Here is a 16,091-nt window from a genome sequence, read left to right as displayed (position 1 = left end):
AGTTTAGGGGCCGACGCTGTGCATGGGGTGTGATCGCCCATCGAGCCTATCCGGGTCCCCGCCTTTTGCGCCGGTCTTCCGGCACTGCAGCTGCGTTCACCTCAGGCATGGCCGCCATCACAATCCGGTGGCCGCATCGCACCCCTCCGCGTCATGGTTCACTCACTCGCATTACGCCGTGACAGAAGGGGAGGCCGCCCATGGCCCATGACATCGATCCGTCATTCACCGCACTGCCTTTGCGGGCCCTCGCCGACGCGGCGCTCGCCCGCGCGCGGGCGCTCGGCGCGGACCATGCGGACTTCCGCCTGGAACGCGTACGCAATGGGGCGGTGCGGCTGCGGGACGCCAGGCCCGCCGGGTCGTCGGACACCACGGATCTCGGCTATGCGGTGCGTGTGGTGCACGGCGGGACGTGGGGGTTCGCGTCCGGCGTCGATCTGACGATGGACGCGGCGGCGAAGGTGGCGTCGCAGGCCGTGGCGATGGCCAAGCTCAGCGCCCAGGTGATCAAGGCCGCCGGGTCCGACGAGCGCGTCGAGCTGGCGGACGAGCCGGTGCACGCCGACCGGACCTGGGTCTCCTCCTACGAGATCGATCCCTTCACGGTCCCCGAGGAGGAGCGGGCCGGGCTGCTCGCCGACTGGAGCGCGCGGCTGCTCGCGGCCGACGGGGTCTCGCATGTGGACGCCTCGCTGCTGTGCGTCCATGAGAACAAGTTCTACGCGGACACGGCGGGGACGGCGACGACGCAGCAGCGGGTGCGGCTGCATCCGCAGCTCACGGCCGTCGCCGTGGACGATTCGAGCGGCGAGTTCGACTCGATGCGCACGATCGCGCCGCCGGCCGGCCGCGGCTGGGAGTACCTGACGGGCACGGGGTGGGACTGGGACCGGGAGCTGGCCGAGATTCCGGGGCTGCTGGCCGAGAAGATGCGGGCGCCGAGCGTCCGGGCGGGCTCGTACGATCTGGTCGTCGACCCGTCGAACCTCTGGCTGACCATTCACGAGTCCATCGGGCACGCCACCGAGCTGGACCGTGCGCTCGGCTACGAGGCTGCGTACGCGGGCACGTCCTTCGCCACGTTCGACCAGCTCGGCAAGCTCAAGTACGGCTCCGAGATCATGAACGTGACGGGCGACCGCACCGCCGAGCACGGGCTCGCCACCATCGGGTACGACGACGAGGGCGTGGCCGGGCAGTCCTGGGACCTGGTGCGGGACGGGACGCTGGTCGGCTATCAACTCGACCGCCGCATCGCGAAGTTGACCGGGTTCGAGCGGTCCAACGGGTGCGCGTACGCCGACTCCCCCGGGCACGTGCCCGTGCAGCGGATGGCCAACGTCTCGCTGCAACCCGATCCGGGCGGGCTCTCGACGGACGATCTGATCGCGGGGGTCGACCACGGTCTGTACCTCGTGGGCGACCGGTCGTGGTCCATCGACATGCAGCGGTACAACTTCCAGTTCACGGCGCAGCGGGCGTACGAGATCCGGGGCGGGCGGCTCGCCGGGCAGGTGCGGGACTTCGCCTACCAGGCGACGACGACCGACTTCTGGGGCTCCATGGCCGCGGTCGGCGGGCCGCAGACCTATGTCCTCGGCGGCGCCTTCAACTGCGGCAAGGCCCAGCCGGGCCAGGTCGCGGCCGTCTCCCACGGCTGCCCCGCGGCCCTCTTCAAGGGCGTCAGCATTCTGAACACGACGCAGGAGGCGGGTCGATGAGCCCTCGGACCAACCCCCGTACGAACAAGCCGCACGAGATCGTCGAGCGCGCCCTGGAGCTGTCGCGGGCCGACGGCTGTGTCGTCGTCGCCGACGAGACGTCGACCGCCAATCTGCGCTGGGCGGGGAACGCGCTGACGACGAACGGCGTCACGCGCGGGCGCACCCTGACCGTCATCGCGACCGTCGACGGCAAGGAGGGCACGGCGTCCGGGGTCGTGTCCCGGTCCGCCGTGACCGCCGCCGACCTCGAACCGCTGGTGCGGGCCGCCGAGGAGGCCGCCGCGAAGGCAGGCCCCGCCGAGGACGCGCAGCCGCTCGTCGACGGCGTACCGCACTCCCCCGGCTTCACGGACGCGCCCGCCGAGACCTCGTCGGACGTGTTCGCGCGGTTCGCGCCGGCGCTCGGCGAGGCCTTCGCGCGGGCCCGGTCCGGTGGCCGCGAGCTGTACGGCTTCGCCAACCACGAGCTGACGTCCAGCTATCTCGGTACGTCGACGGGTGTGCGGCTGCGTCACGACCAGCCGAACGGGACGCTCGAGCTGAACGCCAAATCGCCGGACCGCAGGCGTTCGGCCTGGGCGGGCCGCGCGACGCGGGACTTCAAGGACGTCGACCCGGCGGCGCTCGACGCGGAGCTCGCGACGCGGCTCGGCTGGGCCGAGCGCCGCCTCGACCTGCCCGCGGGCCGCTACGAGACGCTGCTGCCGCCGACGGCCGTCGCGGACCTGCTGATCTATCTGCTGTGGTCGGCGGGGGCGCGGGACGCGGCCGAGGGCAGGACCGTGTTCTCCAGGCCCGGGGGCGGCACGCGGGTGGGCGAGCGGCTGAGCGAGCTGCCGCTGACGCTGCGCAGCGACCCGCACGAGCCCGGTCTGGAGTCCGCGCCGTTCGTGCTGGCGCACTCCTCCGGCGACGACGCGTCCGTGTTCGACAACGGGCTGCCGCTGTCCGCCACGGAGTGGATGGCGCGGGGCGAGCTGAAGCATCTGTCGACGACCCGGCACAGCGCCGGACTCACCGGGCTGCCGGTCGCGCCGGCCATCGACAATCTCATCCTGGACGGCGGCTCCGGGAAGTCGCTGGAGGAGATGGTCGCGGCCACGGAGCGCGGGCTGCTGCTGACCTGTCTCTGGTACATCCGGGAGGTCGATCCGGCGACGCTGCTGCTGACCGGGCTGACCCGCGACGGCGTGTATCTCGTGGAGAACGGCGAGGTCGTGGGCGAGGTGAACAACTTCCGGTTCAACGAGTCGCCGGTCGACCTGCTGAGCCGCGCCACGGAGGCAGGGCGCACGGAAAAGACGCTGCCCAGGGAGTGGGGCGACTGGTTCACTAGGGCTGCGATGCCCGCGCTGCGGGTGCCGGACTTCAATATGAGCTCCGTCAGCCAGGGCGTCTGAGCCGTACGTTTTTCGCCCATAGACTGGGCGGGACCCAGCAGAACTGTTCAAGGAGACACAGAACCGTGACGGACATCGTCGACGAGCTGAAGTGGCGCGGGCTGTTCGCCCAGTCCACCGATGAGGACGCTTTGCGCAAGGCTCTCGCGGACGGTCCCGTCACGTTCTATATCGGGTTCGACCCGACGGCGGCCTCGCTGCACGTCGGGCACCTGGTGCAGGTGCTGACCATGCGCCGCCTCCAGCAGGCGGGCCTGCGCCCGCTGGCGCTGGTCGGCGGCGCCACGGGTCAGATCGGTGACCCTCGCCCGACGGCGGAGCGCACGCTGAACGATCCGGAGACGATCGCGAACTGGGTGTCCCGGCTGCGCTCACAGATCGAGCCGTTCCTGTCCTTCGAGGGCGAGAACGCGGCGGTCATGGTGAACAACCTGGACTGGACGGCCGGTATGTCGGCCATCGAGTTCCTGCGCGACATCGGCAAGCACTTCCGGGTCAACAAGATGCTCACGAAGGACTCGGTCGCCCGGCGTCTGGAGTCGCAGGAGGGCATCAGCTACACGGAGTTCAGTTACCAGCTGCTCCAGGGCATGGACTTCCTGGAGCTGTACCGGCGCCACGACTGCACGCTGCAGCTCGGCGGCTCCGACCAGTGGGGCAACCTCACGGCGGGCCTGGACCTGATCCACCGCCTGGAGCCGGAGGCGTCGGCGCACTGCATCGCGACGCCGCTGATGGTGAAGGCGGACGGCACCAAGTTCGGCAAGACCGAGGGCGGCGCCATCTGGCTGGACCCGCAGATGACGACGCCGTACGCGTTCTACCAGTTCTGGCTGAACGTGGACGACCGGGACGTCTCGACGTACCTGCGCATCCTGTCGTTCAGGTCGCAGGAGGAGCTGGCGGAGCTCGAGCGGCAGACGCAGGAGCGGCCGCAGGCGCGGGCCGCGCAGCGGGCGCTCGCCGAGGAGCTGACGACGCTGGTGCACGGCGCCGACCAGACGGCCGCGGTGATCTCCGCGTCGAAGGCGCTGTTCGGGCAGGGCGACGGGAACCTGGCGGACCTGGACGAGGCGACGCTGGCCGCCGCGCTCTCCGAGCTGCCGAAGGTCGAGGTCGCCGAGGTGGGCCCGGTCGTCGATCTGTTCGCCGAGGTCGGCCTGGTCGCGAGCAAGTCGGCCGCGCGCCGGACCGTGAAGGAGGGCGGCGCGTACGTGAACAACGTGAAGGTCCCCGCCGAGGACTTCGTCCCGGGCGCCGACCAGCTGCTGCACGGGCGGTGGCTGGTGCTGCGCCGCGGCAAGAAGAACCTGGCCGCGGTCGAGGTCAAGGCCTGACCCGCAGCTCGGAGGGGCCGGTTGCCCGGTGACGCCGTGACGGCGTCACCGNNNGCGTCACCGGGCAACCGGCCCCTCTCGCGTCGGCTACGCCCTTCGCTTGTTGCCGCGCAGGGCCGCCCAGGCCATGTCGCCGACGCCGACCACCACCACCGCGCCGATCAGCTGCAGCAGATGCCGGATCCAGTCGATGCCCTTGGTGTCGTTGACTCCGAGGCCCGTGGCCGCCCAGTTGCCCAGGACGCTGCCGAGGATTCCGAAGACCGCCGTCAGCCACAGCGGGATCTGCTGCTTGCCCGGCAGGATCGCCTTCGCGATCAGACCGAGCACGAGTCCCACGATGATTGCCCACAACCAGCTCATGCCGTCGCCTCCTCATGCGGCGTGAGGGTGCGCGCACGCGCACCGTGCGATCAGTTTCTGTCCGTACTCCGTACGGCGCATGTCGGGCGGCTCCATACGCGGTACGGCGCAGGCCACACGCCCGGCCCGGGCCGCCCCCGGTCTCGTAGCCGACGCACCCCGGGCGTACCGTGGAGGCAGTCCGGTCCGGGGAGAGTCCGGCGAATGGTCGGGTGGTGGAATGTGATGCGGAAGCGCAGCAGCAACGGCGGAGCACAGGTTTTCCGGATCACCGGGGCCCGGCAGGGGCTCGCGGACGATGTGCGCGGCCGGCAGCGCAAGTACGTCATCTCGATGTCGATCCGCACGCTCTCGGTGATTCTCACCGCGGTTCTGTGGGACGTACAGCGGCCCGTCGCCATCGTGACGCTGGTGCTCGGAGCCCTGCTCCCCTATGTCGCCGTGGTCTTCGCCAACGCGGGCCGGGAGAACGCGCCGTCGCTGCCGTCGACCTTCGTGCCCGCCCCGACACGGCCCATGATCGCGCCCACCGCGGCCGGTGGGGTGGCGGAATTCGGCCCGGAGGACCGCGGCTGACCGCTGCCGCGGCCGGCGCTCTCGGCAGGTCCGGGCGGCCTGTACTCAAAGCTCAAGAAAAGCTCAGATCAATCATGTAGTTCAGGTGCCGGGTGGCGGGTCGCGCGTGACATACTGCGTACGCGCTCCGCATCCCCCGTCGGAGCGACGGACCGACGCCGGGCAGCTCCCCCCGTGGCTGCTCGGCGTCGCCATTTCCGGGGCGCATACAGGGGTTCGAAGACAGGCTCTAAGGTGGTCCGCGTGAACCTCGCGAACCTCTCCGGAGCGTCCTCACCGGACCCCACGAATCCCCAGTGCTCAGCCAAGGGCTGCCGTGCGGACGCCGTGTGGGTGCTCGCGTGGAACAACCCGAAACTGCACACGCCGGAGCGGCGCAAGACGTGGCTCGCGTGCGAGGAGCACCGGGAGCATCTCGCCCAGTTCCTCGGCGTACGCGGCTTCCTGAAGGACGTCGTGACGCTGGAGGAGTGGGACTCCCGCGTGGAGTGAGGCGAAGCGACCGGCGGGATCCGGCCGCCCGGGTCAGCCGCCGATCGCCGACATCGGGCGGTCGGGCTGGAGGAACGACGGGTCGTCGAGACCTGAGCCCGCCTTCTTGCCCCACATCGCGAGCTTCCATATGCGGGCGATGTTCTCGTCACTGTTCTCCGGGCCCTCTGCCCTGAGCGCCGCGCGCAGGTCCGTCTCCTCGGAGGCGAACAGGCAGGTGCGGACCTGGCCGTCGGCGGTGAGCCGGGTGCGGTCGCAGGCCGAGCAGAACGGTCGGGTCACCGAGGCGATGACGCCGACGCGGTGCGGGCCGCCGTCCACGACCCAGCGCTCGGCCGGGGCGGAGCCGCGCTCCTCGGAGCCCTCCTCGGTGAGCTCGAAGCGCGTACGCAGCGAGGCGAGGATGTCGCCCGCCGTGATCATGCCGTCGCGCTTCCAGCCGTGCTGGGCGTCCAGCGGCATCTGCTCGATGAAGCGCAGCTCGTAACTGTGCTCGACCGCCCAGGCGAGGAGCTCGGGCGCCTCGTCCTCGTTCAGCCCCGGCATCAGGACCGAGTTGATCTTCACGGGGGTCAGGCCCGCGTCATGGGCGGCGGCCAGGCCCTCGATGACGTCCTTGTGGCGGTCGCGGCGGGTCAGGGTCTTGAAGACGTCGGGGCGCAGCGTGTCCAGGGAGACATTGACCCGGTCCAGGCCCGCCTGCCTGAGGGCGGCCGCGGTGCGCTTGAGGCCGATCCCGTTCGTCGTCAGGGACATCTTGGGGCGGGGGGTCAGGGCGGCGACCCGCTCGACGATGCCCACCAGGCCCGGGCGCAGCAGGGGCTCGCCGCCGGTGAAGCGGACCTCGGTGATGCCGAGGTGCGTGACGGCGATGCGGACGAGGCGGACGATCTCGTCGTCCGTGAGCAGGTCCGGCTTGGCCAGCCACTGGAGGCCCTCTTCGGGCATGCAGTACGTGCACCGCAGATTGCACCGGTCGGTCAGTGAGACCCGCAGGTCGGTCGCGACTCGGCCATAGGTGTCGATGAGCACGTGGGCCCCCTCCCGGTGACGTGTCCTGCCTTGTACCACCCGAGCCTACGTGACAGGTCCGACAGAGACAGGCCGGTGATCCCACGAGCATGCCGCGCCCCCGTCGTAGAGAGCTACTAGCGGTCCACGACGGGGGCACGGGGAGACAGTGCGGATCAGTGGGCTCCGGTGCCGGTGAGGGAGCGGACCTCGAGTTCGGCGTACTTGCCCTTGTCGGCCTTCTCCTTGGCCATGTAGGTGCCGATGACGCCGAGCAGGAAGCCGACCGGGATCGAGATGATGCCCGGGTTCTCCAGCGGGAACCAGTGGAAGTCGACGCCCTTGAACATGGACGTCTTCGGGTTGCCCGAGACGACGGGCGAGAAGAGGACCAGGAAGACCGCCGTGAAGAGGCCGCCGTAGATCGACCAGAGCGCCCCGTTGGTGTTGAACCGCTTCCAGAAGAGGCTGTAGAGGATGGTCGGCAGGTTCGCGGACGCGGCGACGGCGAACGCGAGGGCGACGAGGCCCGCCACGTTGAGGTCGCGGGCGAGGGCGCCCAGGGCGATCGAGACGATGCCGATGAAGACGGTGGCCCAGCGGGCGGCCCGCATCTCCTGCTTCTCGCTCGCCTTGCCCTTCTTGATGACGTTCGCGTAGATGTCGTGCGCGAACGAGGAGGACGAGGCGAGGGTGAGGCCCGCGACGACCGCGAGGATCGTGGCGAAGGCGACGGCGGAGATGGACGCCAGCAGGATCGCGCCCCAGTTGGAGTCGACGCCGCCCAGATGGAGTGCGAGCAGAGGGGCCGCCGTGTTTCCGGCCGGGTTCGAGGCGATGATCTCGGCGGGCTTGATGAGGGCGGCGGCGCCGAAGCCGAGCGCGATCGTCATCAGGTAGAAGGCGCCGATGATGCCGATGGCCCAGTTGACGGACTTACGGGCGGCCTTGGCGGTCGGCACCGTGTAGAAGCGGATCAGGATGTGCGGCAGTCCCGCGGTGCCGAGCACGAGGGCGATGCCGAGCGAGATGAAGTCGATCTTCGAGGTGGCCGTGACGCCGTACTTGAGGCCCGGCTCCAGGAACGGTGAGCCCTTGCCGCTGTTCTCGGCGGCGGTGCCCAGCAGGTCCGAGATGTTGAAGTCGAACTTCAGCAGCACCAGGAAGGTCAGCAGGATCGTGCCCGCGATGAGGAGCACGGCCTTGACCATCTGCACCCAGGTGGTGCCCTTCATACCGCCGATGGTGACGTACACGATCATCAGGACGCCGACAAGGGCGACGATGCCGATCTTGCCCGCGTCCGAGGTGATGCCGAGCAGCAGCGAGACGAGGACGCCCGCGCCCGCCATCTGCGCGAGCAGGTAGAAGATCGAGACGACGATCGTGGAGGTGCCCGCGGCCGTGCGGACGGGGCGCTGGCGCATGCGGTAGGCGAGGACGTCGCCCATCGTGTAGCGGCCGGAGTTGCGCAGCGGTTCGGCGACCAGGAGGAGCGCGACCAGCCAGGCGACCAGGAAGCCGATGGAGTAGAGGAAGCCGTCGTAGCCGAAGAGGGCGATGGCGCCGGCGATGCCGAGGAACGACGCGGCGGACATGTAGTCGCCGGAGACCGCGAGGCCGTTCTGGAAGGCGGTGAACTGGCGGCCGCCCGCGTAGAAGTCGGAGGCGCTCTTGGTCTGGCGGCCCGCCCAGACGGTGATCACGAGGGTCGCGGCGACGAACACCGCGAACAGGCTGATGATCAGGGGCCGGTGCTCGCTGGCCTCTGCGGCGGCGAGTACGTGCACTGCGGGGCTCATGCGCCGCCCTCCATACGGGACTTGATGGCTTCGGCCTTGGGGTCGAGCTTCGCGGCGGAGTACCGCGAGTACCACCAGGCGATGAGGAACGTGGTGAGGAACTGGGCGAGGCCGAGCACCAGGGCGACGTTGATGTTGCCGAAGAGCTTGGTGCCCATGAAGTCGCCCGCGTAGCTGGAGAGCAGGACGTAGAGCAGGTACCAGGCGATGAAGGCGATGGTGAGCGGGAACGCGAACGAACGGTGCGCCTTGCGCAGTTCGGCGAACTCCGCACTCTCTTGCGCCGCGACGAACTCCTCGGTGGAGGGCAGGGCCGGGCTGCCCTTCTGGGGTGGTGGTGCGTCGGTGGCCACGGAGTCTCCTTGTGCGGCGGGTGCTGTCGGGGACGGGGGTGTTGCGCAGTGACGTGGATCACGTCAGCCGGGTCGCGATCGTAGGGCTCTGCGGCGTGATCCAACAGAGGGCTGGTTTCAGCCAGTGCCCTCTGCACAACGACACGGAGGCGCGCGCGCCGTGGTTCAACTCCCCTGATTTCTTTCGGAAGTCGTTGCTGACCTGCGCCGACCAGAGATACGTTCACACCGCACCACGCGTCATGTACCTGCCCGGGCACCACTTGTGTTCGGGCTTTTCCGTATTCAGCGAATACGCCGGATGATGTGGAGATCCCATGGCTCATCTGCCTGCCAGACGCCGCTTGGCCCTCGCTCTGCCGATCGGCATGGCACTGACGGCCTCCTTCGGCTTCATGCCGTCCGCGGCCGCCGTGCCCGCGGATTCCCCGGCGGCGACGGCCGGTTCAGCGGATTCGGCGGCTTCGCTCGCGTATGTGGTGAATACGCGCAGCACCGACGGCCGTACCCTCGCCTCCGTCGGCAAGGCGATATCCGCGGCCGGCGGTTCCATAGTCGAGACGTACGGGAAGATCGGCGTCTTCGTCGTCCAGTCGTCGAACCCGGACTTCGGCAAGCAGATACGCAAGGCGCGGGGCGTGGCCTCGGCGGGCGCGACCCGCACCGCCCCGCTCAGCCTCGCCGGCACCACCGACGAGGGCGCCGTACAGAAGCTTTCGAAAGCCGACGCCAAGGCCGCCGCCGCCAAGGCCGGCACCGCCCAGGAGCCGCTCGAGGCCGACCAGTGGGACCTGCGGGCGATGGGCGCGGACAAGGCCGCGAAGATCAACCCGGGCAGCCGGAAGGTCACCGTCGGTGTCATCGACACCGGCGTCGACGACACCCACCCCGATCTCGCCCCGAACTTCTCCGCCTCCCAGTCGGCGAGCTGCGTCGGCGGCAAGGCGGACACCTCGCCGGGCGCCTGGCGGCCCGCGACCCCGGACCACTACCACGGCACACACGTCGCCGGTGAGATCGCCGCCGCGCGCAACGGGATCGGCGTCGCGGGCGTCGCGCCCGGCGTGAAGGTCGCGGGCATCAAGGTGGCCGACCCGGTCAGCGAGCTGTTCTACCCGGAGAGCGTCGTGTGCGCCTTCGTGTTCGCCGCCGACCACGGCATCGAGGTCACCAACAACAGCTACTACGTGGACCCGTGGCTGTACAACTGCATGGACGACCCCGACCAGCGGGCGATCGTCGACGCGGTGAACCGGGCCCAGCTGTACGCCCAGAAGAAGGGCACCCTGAACCTCGCGTCGGCGGGCAACTCCAACCACGACCTCGACGCCGACGCGATCGTCGACGACACCAGCCCGGACGACTCGACGCCGGTGAACCGCACGATCGACCCGCACACCTGCTTCGACATCCCGACGCAGCTGCCGGGGGTCGTCACGGTCAGCGCGACGGGCGTGAACAAGGCGAAGTCGTACTACTCCAGTTACGGCAACGGCGTCATCGACATCGCGGCGCCCGGCGGCGACAAGTACCAGATCCCGGACACCCCGTCGCAGAACGGCCGCATCCTCTCCACGATGCCGGGCGGCGAGTACGGCTGGCTCCAGGGCACGTCGATGGCGTCGCCGCACGCGGCCGGTGTCGCCGCGCTCCTGAAGTCGACGCACCCGAAGGCGTCCCCGGCGATGTTGCAGGCGCTGATGAAGGCCCAGGCCGACGAGGAGGTCTGCCCCGCCTCGTACGACGGTGACGGCGACGGCGTCGTCGACGCGACCTGCGAGGGCGGCAAGCAGCGCAACGGCTTCTACGGCTACGGCATCGTCGACGCCCTCAAGGCCGTCAAGAAGTGAGGGCGGCACACATGAGAACGCGTCTCATCCGCACCCTGGCCGCGCCCGCGGGACTCGCCGTGGCGTCCGCGCTCGCCGTCGTGCCGAACGCGGTGGCCTCCGACGCGCCCGTCGCCACGGACGGGCCCCTGCTCAGCTACGTCGTCAACGTCCGCCCGGGGCACGGCACTTCGGACCGGGTGGAGCGGGCGATCGGCAAGGCCGGCGGCAGCGTCGTCATCGCGTACGACAGGATCGGCGTCCTCGTCGTCCACTCGCAGAACCCGGACTTCGCCGAGGCGGTCCGCTCGGTGCGCGGCGTCGAGTCGGCCGGGGCCACGCGCACCGCGCCGCTGGCCGCGCAGTCCAGTGACGACATCGCGACCGAGAAGGTGCTGACCGCCGCCGAGGCGAAGAAGGCGGCCGGGCAGGCGACCTCGGCCCAGGACCCACTGGAGCCGTTGCAGTGGGACCTGCCCGCCATGAAGGCGGACCGGGCCCACGAGAAGTCGCTGGGCAGCTCCCGGGTGACGGTCGGCGTGCTCGACTCGGGCGTGGACGACACCCACCCGGACATCGCGCCGAACTTCGACCGGAAGGCGTCGGCCAGCTGCCTGGGCGGCGTGCCCGTGCAGAAGGACGACGCGTGGCGTCCCGTGGCCGGTGAGTCCGACCACGGCATGCACGTGGCGGGCACCATCGCCGCCGCGAAGAACGGCGTCGGCGTCACCGGTGTCGCGCCCGGCGTGAAGGTGGCGAGCCTGAAGGTGGCCGAGCCGGCCACCGGCATGTACTACACGGAGGCCGTGGTCTGCGGCTTCGTGTGGGCGGCCGATCACGGCGTCGACGTCACCAACTCCAGCTACTACACGGACCCGTGGCTGTTCAACTGCAAGACGGACGCCGACCAGAAGGCGCTCGTCACCGCGGTCACCCGGGCCTCCCAGTACGCGGAGCGCAAGGGCGCCGTGAACGTCGCGGCGGCCGGCAACGCCTCGACCGACCTCGCGCAGGACGAGATCGTCGACGACTCCTCGCCGGACGACACGACTCCGGTGCCGCGCACGGTGAAGACGAAGGACTGCCTCGACATCCCGTCGCAGCTGCCCGGCGTGGTCACCGTCTCGGCGACGGGCGCCAAGGGCATCAAGGCGTCGTACTCGAACTGGGGCAAGAACGTCGTCGACATCGCGGCGCCCGGTGGCGACAGCACCGCCTACCAGACGCCCGCTCCCCCGGCGACCAGCGGCCTGATCCTGTCGACGCTGCCGGGCGGCAAGTACGGCTACAAGGCGGGTACGTCGATGGCGTCGCCGCACGTCGCGGGTGTCGCCGCGCTGATCAAGTCGACGCATCCGAAGGCCTCGGCAGCGCAGGTGAAAGCGCTCCTCTACAAGGGGGCCGACGCGACGCCGTGCACCGACCCGTACGACATCGACGGTGACGGCACGGTCGACGCGGTGTGCGTGGGCGGCAAGAACAAGAACAGCTTCTACGGAGCGGGGGCGGCGGACGCACTGGACGCCGTGACCAAGTAGCGGGCTGAGGCTCGGCATTGCGGGGAGGGGCCGGCGGCCCCTCCCCGCTCTCTCGTGACGGCTTTCCGGCATAGTGCCTGCATGACGCACACACCCGGCATCGCAGCTGTCTGGGAAGCGCTCGGCGGAGACCCCGCCCTGCTGTCCCGCATCTCGTACCGCACGCGCGCGGGTTCGCTGCCCGCGCGCCTGCCCGTGATCGAACTGGCCCGTGCCTGTGTGGGCGCGTGCTCCCTCGCGGGCGCGGAATTCGCCGCCACGCGCGCGGGGCGGCCCGTGGCCGACGTACAGGTCGACGACGGCGCGCTCGCGACCGCCTTCACCAGCGAGCGGCACCTGCTCATCGACGGACGCGCACCGGTCAACTTCGCCCCCCTGTCGCGTTTCTGGCGCACCCAGGACGGCTGGCTGCGAACCCACGCCAACTACCCGCACCACCGGGCGCGACTGTGCGCGGCCCTCGGCGTCGGCGCGGACGCGTCCGTGGACGAGGTCGCGGGCCTGCTCGCCGGGCGGTCCGCCTACGAGGTCGAGGAGACGGTCTACGCGGCCGGTGGCCTGGCCGTCGCGCTGCGCACGCCCGAAGAGTGGGCGGCGCATCCGCAGGGCGCCGCGGTGGCCGCCCACCCGCTGGTGATCCGGGAACGCCTCGACGCCGCCGCGCCGCGTGCCGTGCGGGGTGGCGCGCCGCGGGTCCTCGACCTCACCCGGGTCCTCGCGGGCCCGGTCGCCACCCGCACCCTGGCCCTGCTCGGCGCGGATGTGCTGCGGGTGGACGCGCCGCAGTTGCCCGAGGACCCGGACACGCACGCCGACACCGGTTTCGGGAAGCGCTCCACGCGGCTCGACCTGACGGACGGCACGGACCGGCGGACCTTCGAGGAGCTGCTGACCACCGCCGACGTCATCGTCACGGGGTACCGGCCGGGCGCGCTCGACCGGTTCGGGCTGGCTCCGGAGGCGCTCGCCGAGCGGCACCCAGGGCTTGTCGTCGCGTCGGTGTCGGCCTGGGGCGCGTACGGGCCCTGGGGCGGACGGCGCGGCTTCGACAGCCTCGTCCAGGTGGCGACCGGCATCGCGGCGACCCAGGGCTCGACGGAGCAGCCGGGCGCGCTGCCCGCGCAGGCACTCGACCACGGCACGGGCTATCTCCTCGCGGCGGGCGTCCTGCGGGCGCTCACCGACCGGGCCCGGGACGGCGGTTCGCACATCCTGCGGTACTCGCTGGCGCGGACGGCCGGGTGGTTGGTCAACGAACCGGGCCCCGGAGGGCAGGCTTCTGAAGACGCGGCCTCGGTGAGCCCCGAAAAGCGGGCTTCTGAGGACGCGGCCTCGGCGAGCCCCGCTCCCTGGCTGGCCGAGACCGACAGCGCGCTGGGCCGCCTCCGGTACGCGCTGCCCCCGGTGTCGTTCGCCGGCGGGCCCGCCGACTGGGCCCGGCCGCCGGGCCGGTGGGGCACGGACGCACCGGTGTGGCTCCCGCGTGGCTGAGAGTCACGCGTGTCCGGATCCCTCCGCCCCACTTCTCCCTGCGCACTTGCCCCGGTCTGTGCCGACTGGTGAGGATCCGCACGTGACTTCCCCACCGCCGACCTCCGGGATACCCGCCGCCGCGGGGACCGACGTGCCCGCCCGCAGACCCGGCGGCGGGCGGGCCGCCGCCGTGCTCGTGCTCGTCGCCGCCGCCGCGCTGATCCCGATGTTCGGGCCGCGGGCGGCGCTCGACGGCACGGGCGAGGCGGCGGCGCCCGGCGTCGGCGGCATCGCGCTGCTGCGGGCGGTGCTGTTCGCCGCGCTGTGCATACAGGCGGGCGAGGTCTTCGCGGGCCGCCTCGCGCGCAAGGTGGCTCCCTCGCAGGAGGCGCCTCGTACGTGGTCGGTGCCCGCGGCGTGGGCGGGGTTCGTGGCCGCGCTCGGCCTCGCCTCCGTGGTGGCCTCCGGGAACCTGGTCCCGCACAGCCTCGCCGACCTGGACATCGGCGGCCTGTACGGGACGCGGGACGGCACGCTCGCCCTGGTGGAGGTCAACGCCTTCCTGGTGGCGGCGTTGTGCGCACGCTCCCGCCGCCCCGCGTACGCGCTCCTGCCGCTGGCCGCGGTGGTCGTCGCGGAGGCGCTGCGCGCCCACCCGGGCACCGAGGACACCCCGCTCGTCGGATCGGGCCTCACCCTCGTCCATCTGACGTGCGGCGCTCTGTGGGCGGGCGGCCTGCTGTACGTACTGCGCACGCTGCGCGCCTGGCGGACGACCGCCCCGGGGCCCGGCACGGCGCTGCTCGGCCGCTACGCGCGCGTGGCCGCGCTGCTGCTCGCCGCGCTCACGGCCACGGGGCTGTGCAGCACGCTGCGCCGGATGCCGCCGGGCACGGTCCTCGACCAGCTGACGACGACGGCCTACGGGCGCACCCTGCTGGCGAAGGTGCTGCTCGTGGCCGTCGTCGCGGCGCTGGCCCTGGTCGCGCGGCTACGGCTGCGGCGGGCGCGGGACCGTACGAGCGCGTACGTTCCCGCGCGCGCGGAGGTCGTGGTGCTGGCCGTCGTCGTGGCGGTGTCGGCAGTGCTGACGGCGCTGCCGCTCCCGATCCGCTGGTGACCGCCTGAAGACCCGTTGCTCTAGTTCGTGACCATGACCTTCAGGGCGGTGCGCTCGTCCATCGCCTTGTAGCCGTCGGGCACGGCTTCGACGCCGACCGTCATGTCGAAGACGGGCGACGGGTCGATCGTGCCGTCGAGGACGTCGGGGAGCAGTTCCGGGATGTAGGTGCGCACGGGGGCGACGCCGCCGCGCAGCGCGATGTTCCGGTTGAACATGACGCCGAGGTCGAGGCCGGTGCCGCTGCCGTGCGGGACGCCGACGAAGCCGACGGCGCCGCCCGCGCGGGTGATGTGCACGGCGGTCTGCATGGACTGCTCGGTGCCGACGGCCTCGATCACGGAGTGCGCGCCCTGACCGCCGGTCAGTTCGAGGACGGCCGCGACGGCCGCGTCACCGCGCTCGGCGACGACGTCGGTGGCGCCGAAGCGGCGCGCGATGTCCGTACGCACCGCGTGGCGGCCGAGCGCGATGATCCGCTCGGCGCCGAGCCGCTTGGCCGCGAGAACACCGCACAGACCCACCGCGCCGTCCCCGACGACGGCGACCGTGGCGCCCTCGCGGACGCCCGCGCCGAGGGCCGCGTGGTGGCCGGTTCCCATCACGTCGGAGAGCGTGAGGAGGGCGGAGAGCAGGTGGTCGTCGGAGGCCGCGTCGGCGGGCAGCCGGACGAGGGTGCCGTCGGCGTACGGAACGCGCACGGCCTCGCCCTGTCCGCCGTCGTAGCCGACCGCGCCCCAGAAGCCGCCGTGCTCGCAGGACGTGGTCAGGCCCTCGCGGCAGTAGTCGCACGTGCCGTCCGACCACATGAAGGGCGCGACCACCAGGTCGCCGCGGCCGATCGTGGACACCTCGGTACCGGTCTCCTCGACGATGCCGAGGAACTCGTGCCCGATGCGCTGGCCCGGCTGCCGTGCGGCCTCACCCCGGTAGGCCCACAGGTCGCTGCCGCAGATGCAGGCGCGCAGCACGCGCACGACGGCGTCGGTGGGCAGCGTCACGACAGGATCGGGGACGTCCTCCACGCGCATGTCGAACGGGGCGTGGATGGTGGTGGCGCGCATGAGGTG

14 protein-coding genes are annotated in these 16,091 nt (G+C 71.3%); 9 read left to right on the top strand and 5 right to left on the bottom strand.

Translation table 11 applies throughout. The features are described 5' to 3' along the window. Nucleotides 1-200: 200 nt before the first annotated feature. From ABD366_RS01890 to tyrS, 3 genes are all read left to right on the top strand, one after another. Nucleotides 201-1,724 carry a TldD/PmbA family protein gene (locus ABD366_RS01890; RefSeq protein ID WP_324772367.1) on the top strand — a complete coding sequence of 508 codons (1,524 nt, stop codon included), beginning with the start codon at nt 201-203 and terminating at the stop codon, nt 1,722-1,724. Then, nucleotides 1,721-3,127 (top strand): metallopeptidase TldD-related protein, encoded by a 1,407-nt coding sequence (locus ABD366_RS01885; protein WP_324772366.1) that lies wholly within the window; start codon nt 1,721-1,723, stop codon nt 3,125-3,127. Before ABD366_RS01890 ends, ABD366_RS01885 begins: the two co-directional genes overlap by 4 nt. Before the next feature lie 65 nt (nt 3,128-3,192). Next, a complete protein-coding gene (gene tyrS / locus ABD366_RS01880; protein WP_324772365.1) occupies nt 3,193-4,464 on the top strand; it encodes a tyrosine--tRNA ligase in 1,272 nt (423 codons plus the stop codon). 87 nt (nt 4,465-4,551) lie between these two features. Here the strand turns inward: tyrS and ABD366_RS01875 are convergent, their stop codons facing one another. Next, a complete protein-coding gene (locus ABD366_RS01875; protein ID WP_324772364.1) occupies nt 4,552-4,827 on the bottom strand; it encodes a GlsB/YeaQ/YmgE family stress response membrane protein in 276 nt (91 codons plus the stop codon). Nucleotides 4,828-5,052: 225 nt separating this feature from the next. Here ABD366_RS01875 and ABD366_RS01870 point away from each other — a divergent pair, with 225 nt between their 5' ends. Then, nucleotides 5,053-5,403 carry a DUF3099 domain-containing protein gene (locus ABD366_RS01870; RefSeq protein WP_411293813.1) on the top strand — a complete coding sequence of 117 codons (351 nt, stop codon included), beginning with the start codon at nt 5,053-5,055 and terminating at the stop codon, nt 5,401-5,403. A gap of 243 nt (nt 5,404-5,646) precedes the next feature. After that, the gene (locus tag ABD366_RS01865) at nt 5,647-5,895 is read left to right on the top strand and encodes a hypothetical protein (protein ID WP_324772362.1); all 249 of its coding nucleotides are present in this window, start codon (nt 5,647-5,649) and stop codon (nt 5,893-5,895) included. Between the two features lie 33 nt (nt 5,896-5,928). Here ABD366_RS01865 and moaA read toward each other — a convergent pair whose 3' ends face one another. From moaA to ABD366_RS01850, 3 genes are all read right to left on the bottom strand, one after another. Further along, a complete protein-coding gene (gene moaA / locus ABD366_RS01860; protein ID WP_324772361.1) occupies nt 5,929-6,927 on the bottom strand; it encodes a GTP 3',8-cyclase MoaA in 999 nt (332 codons plus the stop codon). Between the two features lie 155 nt (nt 6,928-7,082). Next, complete coding sequence (locus ABD366_RS01855) at nt 7,083-8,708, bottom strand: solute symporter family protein (protein WP_324772360.1); 1,626 nt, start codon at nt 8,706-8,708, stop codon at nt 7,083-7,085. Next, nucleotides 8,705-9,061, bottom strand: coding sequence for a DUF485 domain-containing protein (locus ABD366_RS01850; protein WP_324772359.1), 357 nt, complete (start codon nt 9,059-9,061; stop codon nt 8,705-8,707). The genes ABD366_RS01855 and ABD366_RS01850 overlap by 4 nt, the downstream gene beginning before the upstream one ends. A gap of 317 nt (nt 9,062-9,378) precedes the next feature. Here ABD366_RS01850 and ABD366_RS01845 point away from each other — a divergent pair, with 317 nt between their 5' ends. The 4 genes from ABD366_RS01845 to ABD366_RS01830 all read left to right on the top strand — a co-directional run bounded on the left by ABD366_RS01845 (nt 9,379) and on the right by ABD366_RS01830 (nt 15,021). Continuing rightward, a complete protein-coding gene (locus tag ABD366_RS01845; RefSeq protein WP_324772358.1) occupies nt 9,379-10,911 on the top strand; it encodes a S8 family serine peptidase in 1,533 nt (510 codons plus the stop codon). A gap of 11 nt (nt 10,912-10,922) precedes the next feature. Continuing rightward, the gene (locus tag ABD366_RS01840; protein ID WP_324772357.1) at nt 10,923-12,428 is read left to right on the top strand and encodes a S8 family serine peptidase; all 1,506 of its coding nucleotides are present in this window, start codon (nt 10,923-10,925) and stop codon (nt 12,426-12,428) included. Nucleotides 12,429-12,509: 81 nt separating this feature from the next. After that, nucleotides 12,510-13,919 (top strand): CoA transferase, encoded by a 1,410-nt coding sequence (locus tag ABD366_RS01835; protein ID WP_324772356.1) that lies wholly within the window; start codon nt 12,510-12,512, stop codon nt 13,917-13,919. An 82-nt stretch (nt 13,920-14,001) separates the two neighbouring features. After that, the gene (locus ABD366_RS01830; protein WP_324772355.1) at nt 14,002-15,021 is read left to right on the top strand and encodes a CopD family protein; all 1,020 of its coding nucleotides are present in this window, start codon (nt 14,002-14,004) and stop codon (nt 15,019-15,021) included. A gap of 20 nt (nt 15,022-15,041) precedes the next feature. Here the strand turns inward: ABD366_RS01830 and ABD366_RS01825 are convergent, their stop codons facing one another. Continuing rightward, nucleotides 15,042-16,085 (bottom strand): zinc-dependent alcohol dehydrogenase family protein, encoded by a 1,044-nt coding sequence (locus ABD366_RS01825; protein ID WP_324772354.1) that lies wholly within the window; start codon nt 16,083-16,085, stop codon nt 15,042-15,044. Between the last annotated feature and the right edge of the window lie 6 nt (nt 16,086-16,091).

Source organism: Streptomyces kunmingensis (genome assembly GCF_039533535.1).
In the GTDB taxonomy this organism is placed as follows: domain Bacteria; phylum Actinomycetota; class Actinomycetes; order Streptomycetales; family Streptomycetaceae; genus Streptomyces; species Streptomyces kunmingensis.
Note: the sequence above shows the minus strand (reverse complement) of the source record. Positions and strands in the feature narration are given on the sequence as shown.

Coding starts and splice junctions, on each gene's coding strand:
- ABD366_RS01875 (WP_324772364.1), bottom strand. CDS start 4,827: ATGAGCTGGTTGTGGGCAATCATCGTGGGACTCGTGCTCGGTCTGATC.
- ABD366_RS01845 (WP_324772358.1), top strand. CDS start 9,379: ATGGCTCATCTGCCTGCCAGACGCCGCTTGGCCCTCGCTCTGCCGATC.
- ABD366_RS01825 (WP_324772354.1), bottom strand. CDS start 16,085: ATGCGCGCCACCACCATCCACGCCCCGTTCGACATGCGCGTGGAGGAC.
- ABD366_RS01885 (WP_324772366.1), top strand. CDS start 1,721: ATGAGCCCTCGGACCAACCCCCGTACGAACAAGCCGCACGAGATCGTC.
- ABD366_RS01890 (WP_324772367.1), top strand. CDS start 201: ATGGCCCATGACATCGATCCGTCATTCACCGCACTGCCTTTGCGGGCC.
- ABD366_RS01855 (WP_324772360.1), bottom strand. CDS start 8,708: ATGAGCCCCGCAGTGCACGTACTCGCCGCCGCAGAGGCCAGCGAGCAC.
- ABD366_RS01840 (WP_324772357.1), top strand. CDS start 10,923: ATGAGAACGCGTCTCATCCGCACCCTGGCCGCGCCCGCGGGACTCGCC.
- ABD366_RS01870 (WP_411293813.1), top strand. CDS start 5,053: ATGCGGAAGCGCAGCAGCAACGGCGGAGCACAGGTTTTCCGGATCACC.
- ABD366_RS01835 (WP_324772356.1), top strand. CDS start 12,510: ATGACGCACACACCCGGCATCGCAGCTGTCTGGGAAGCGCTCGGCGGA.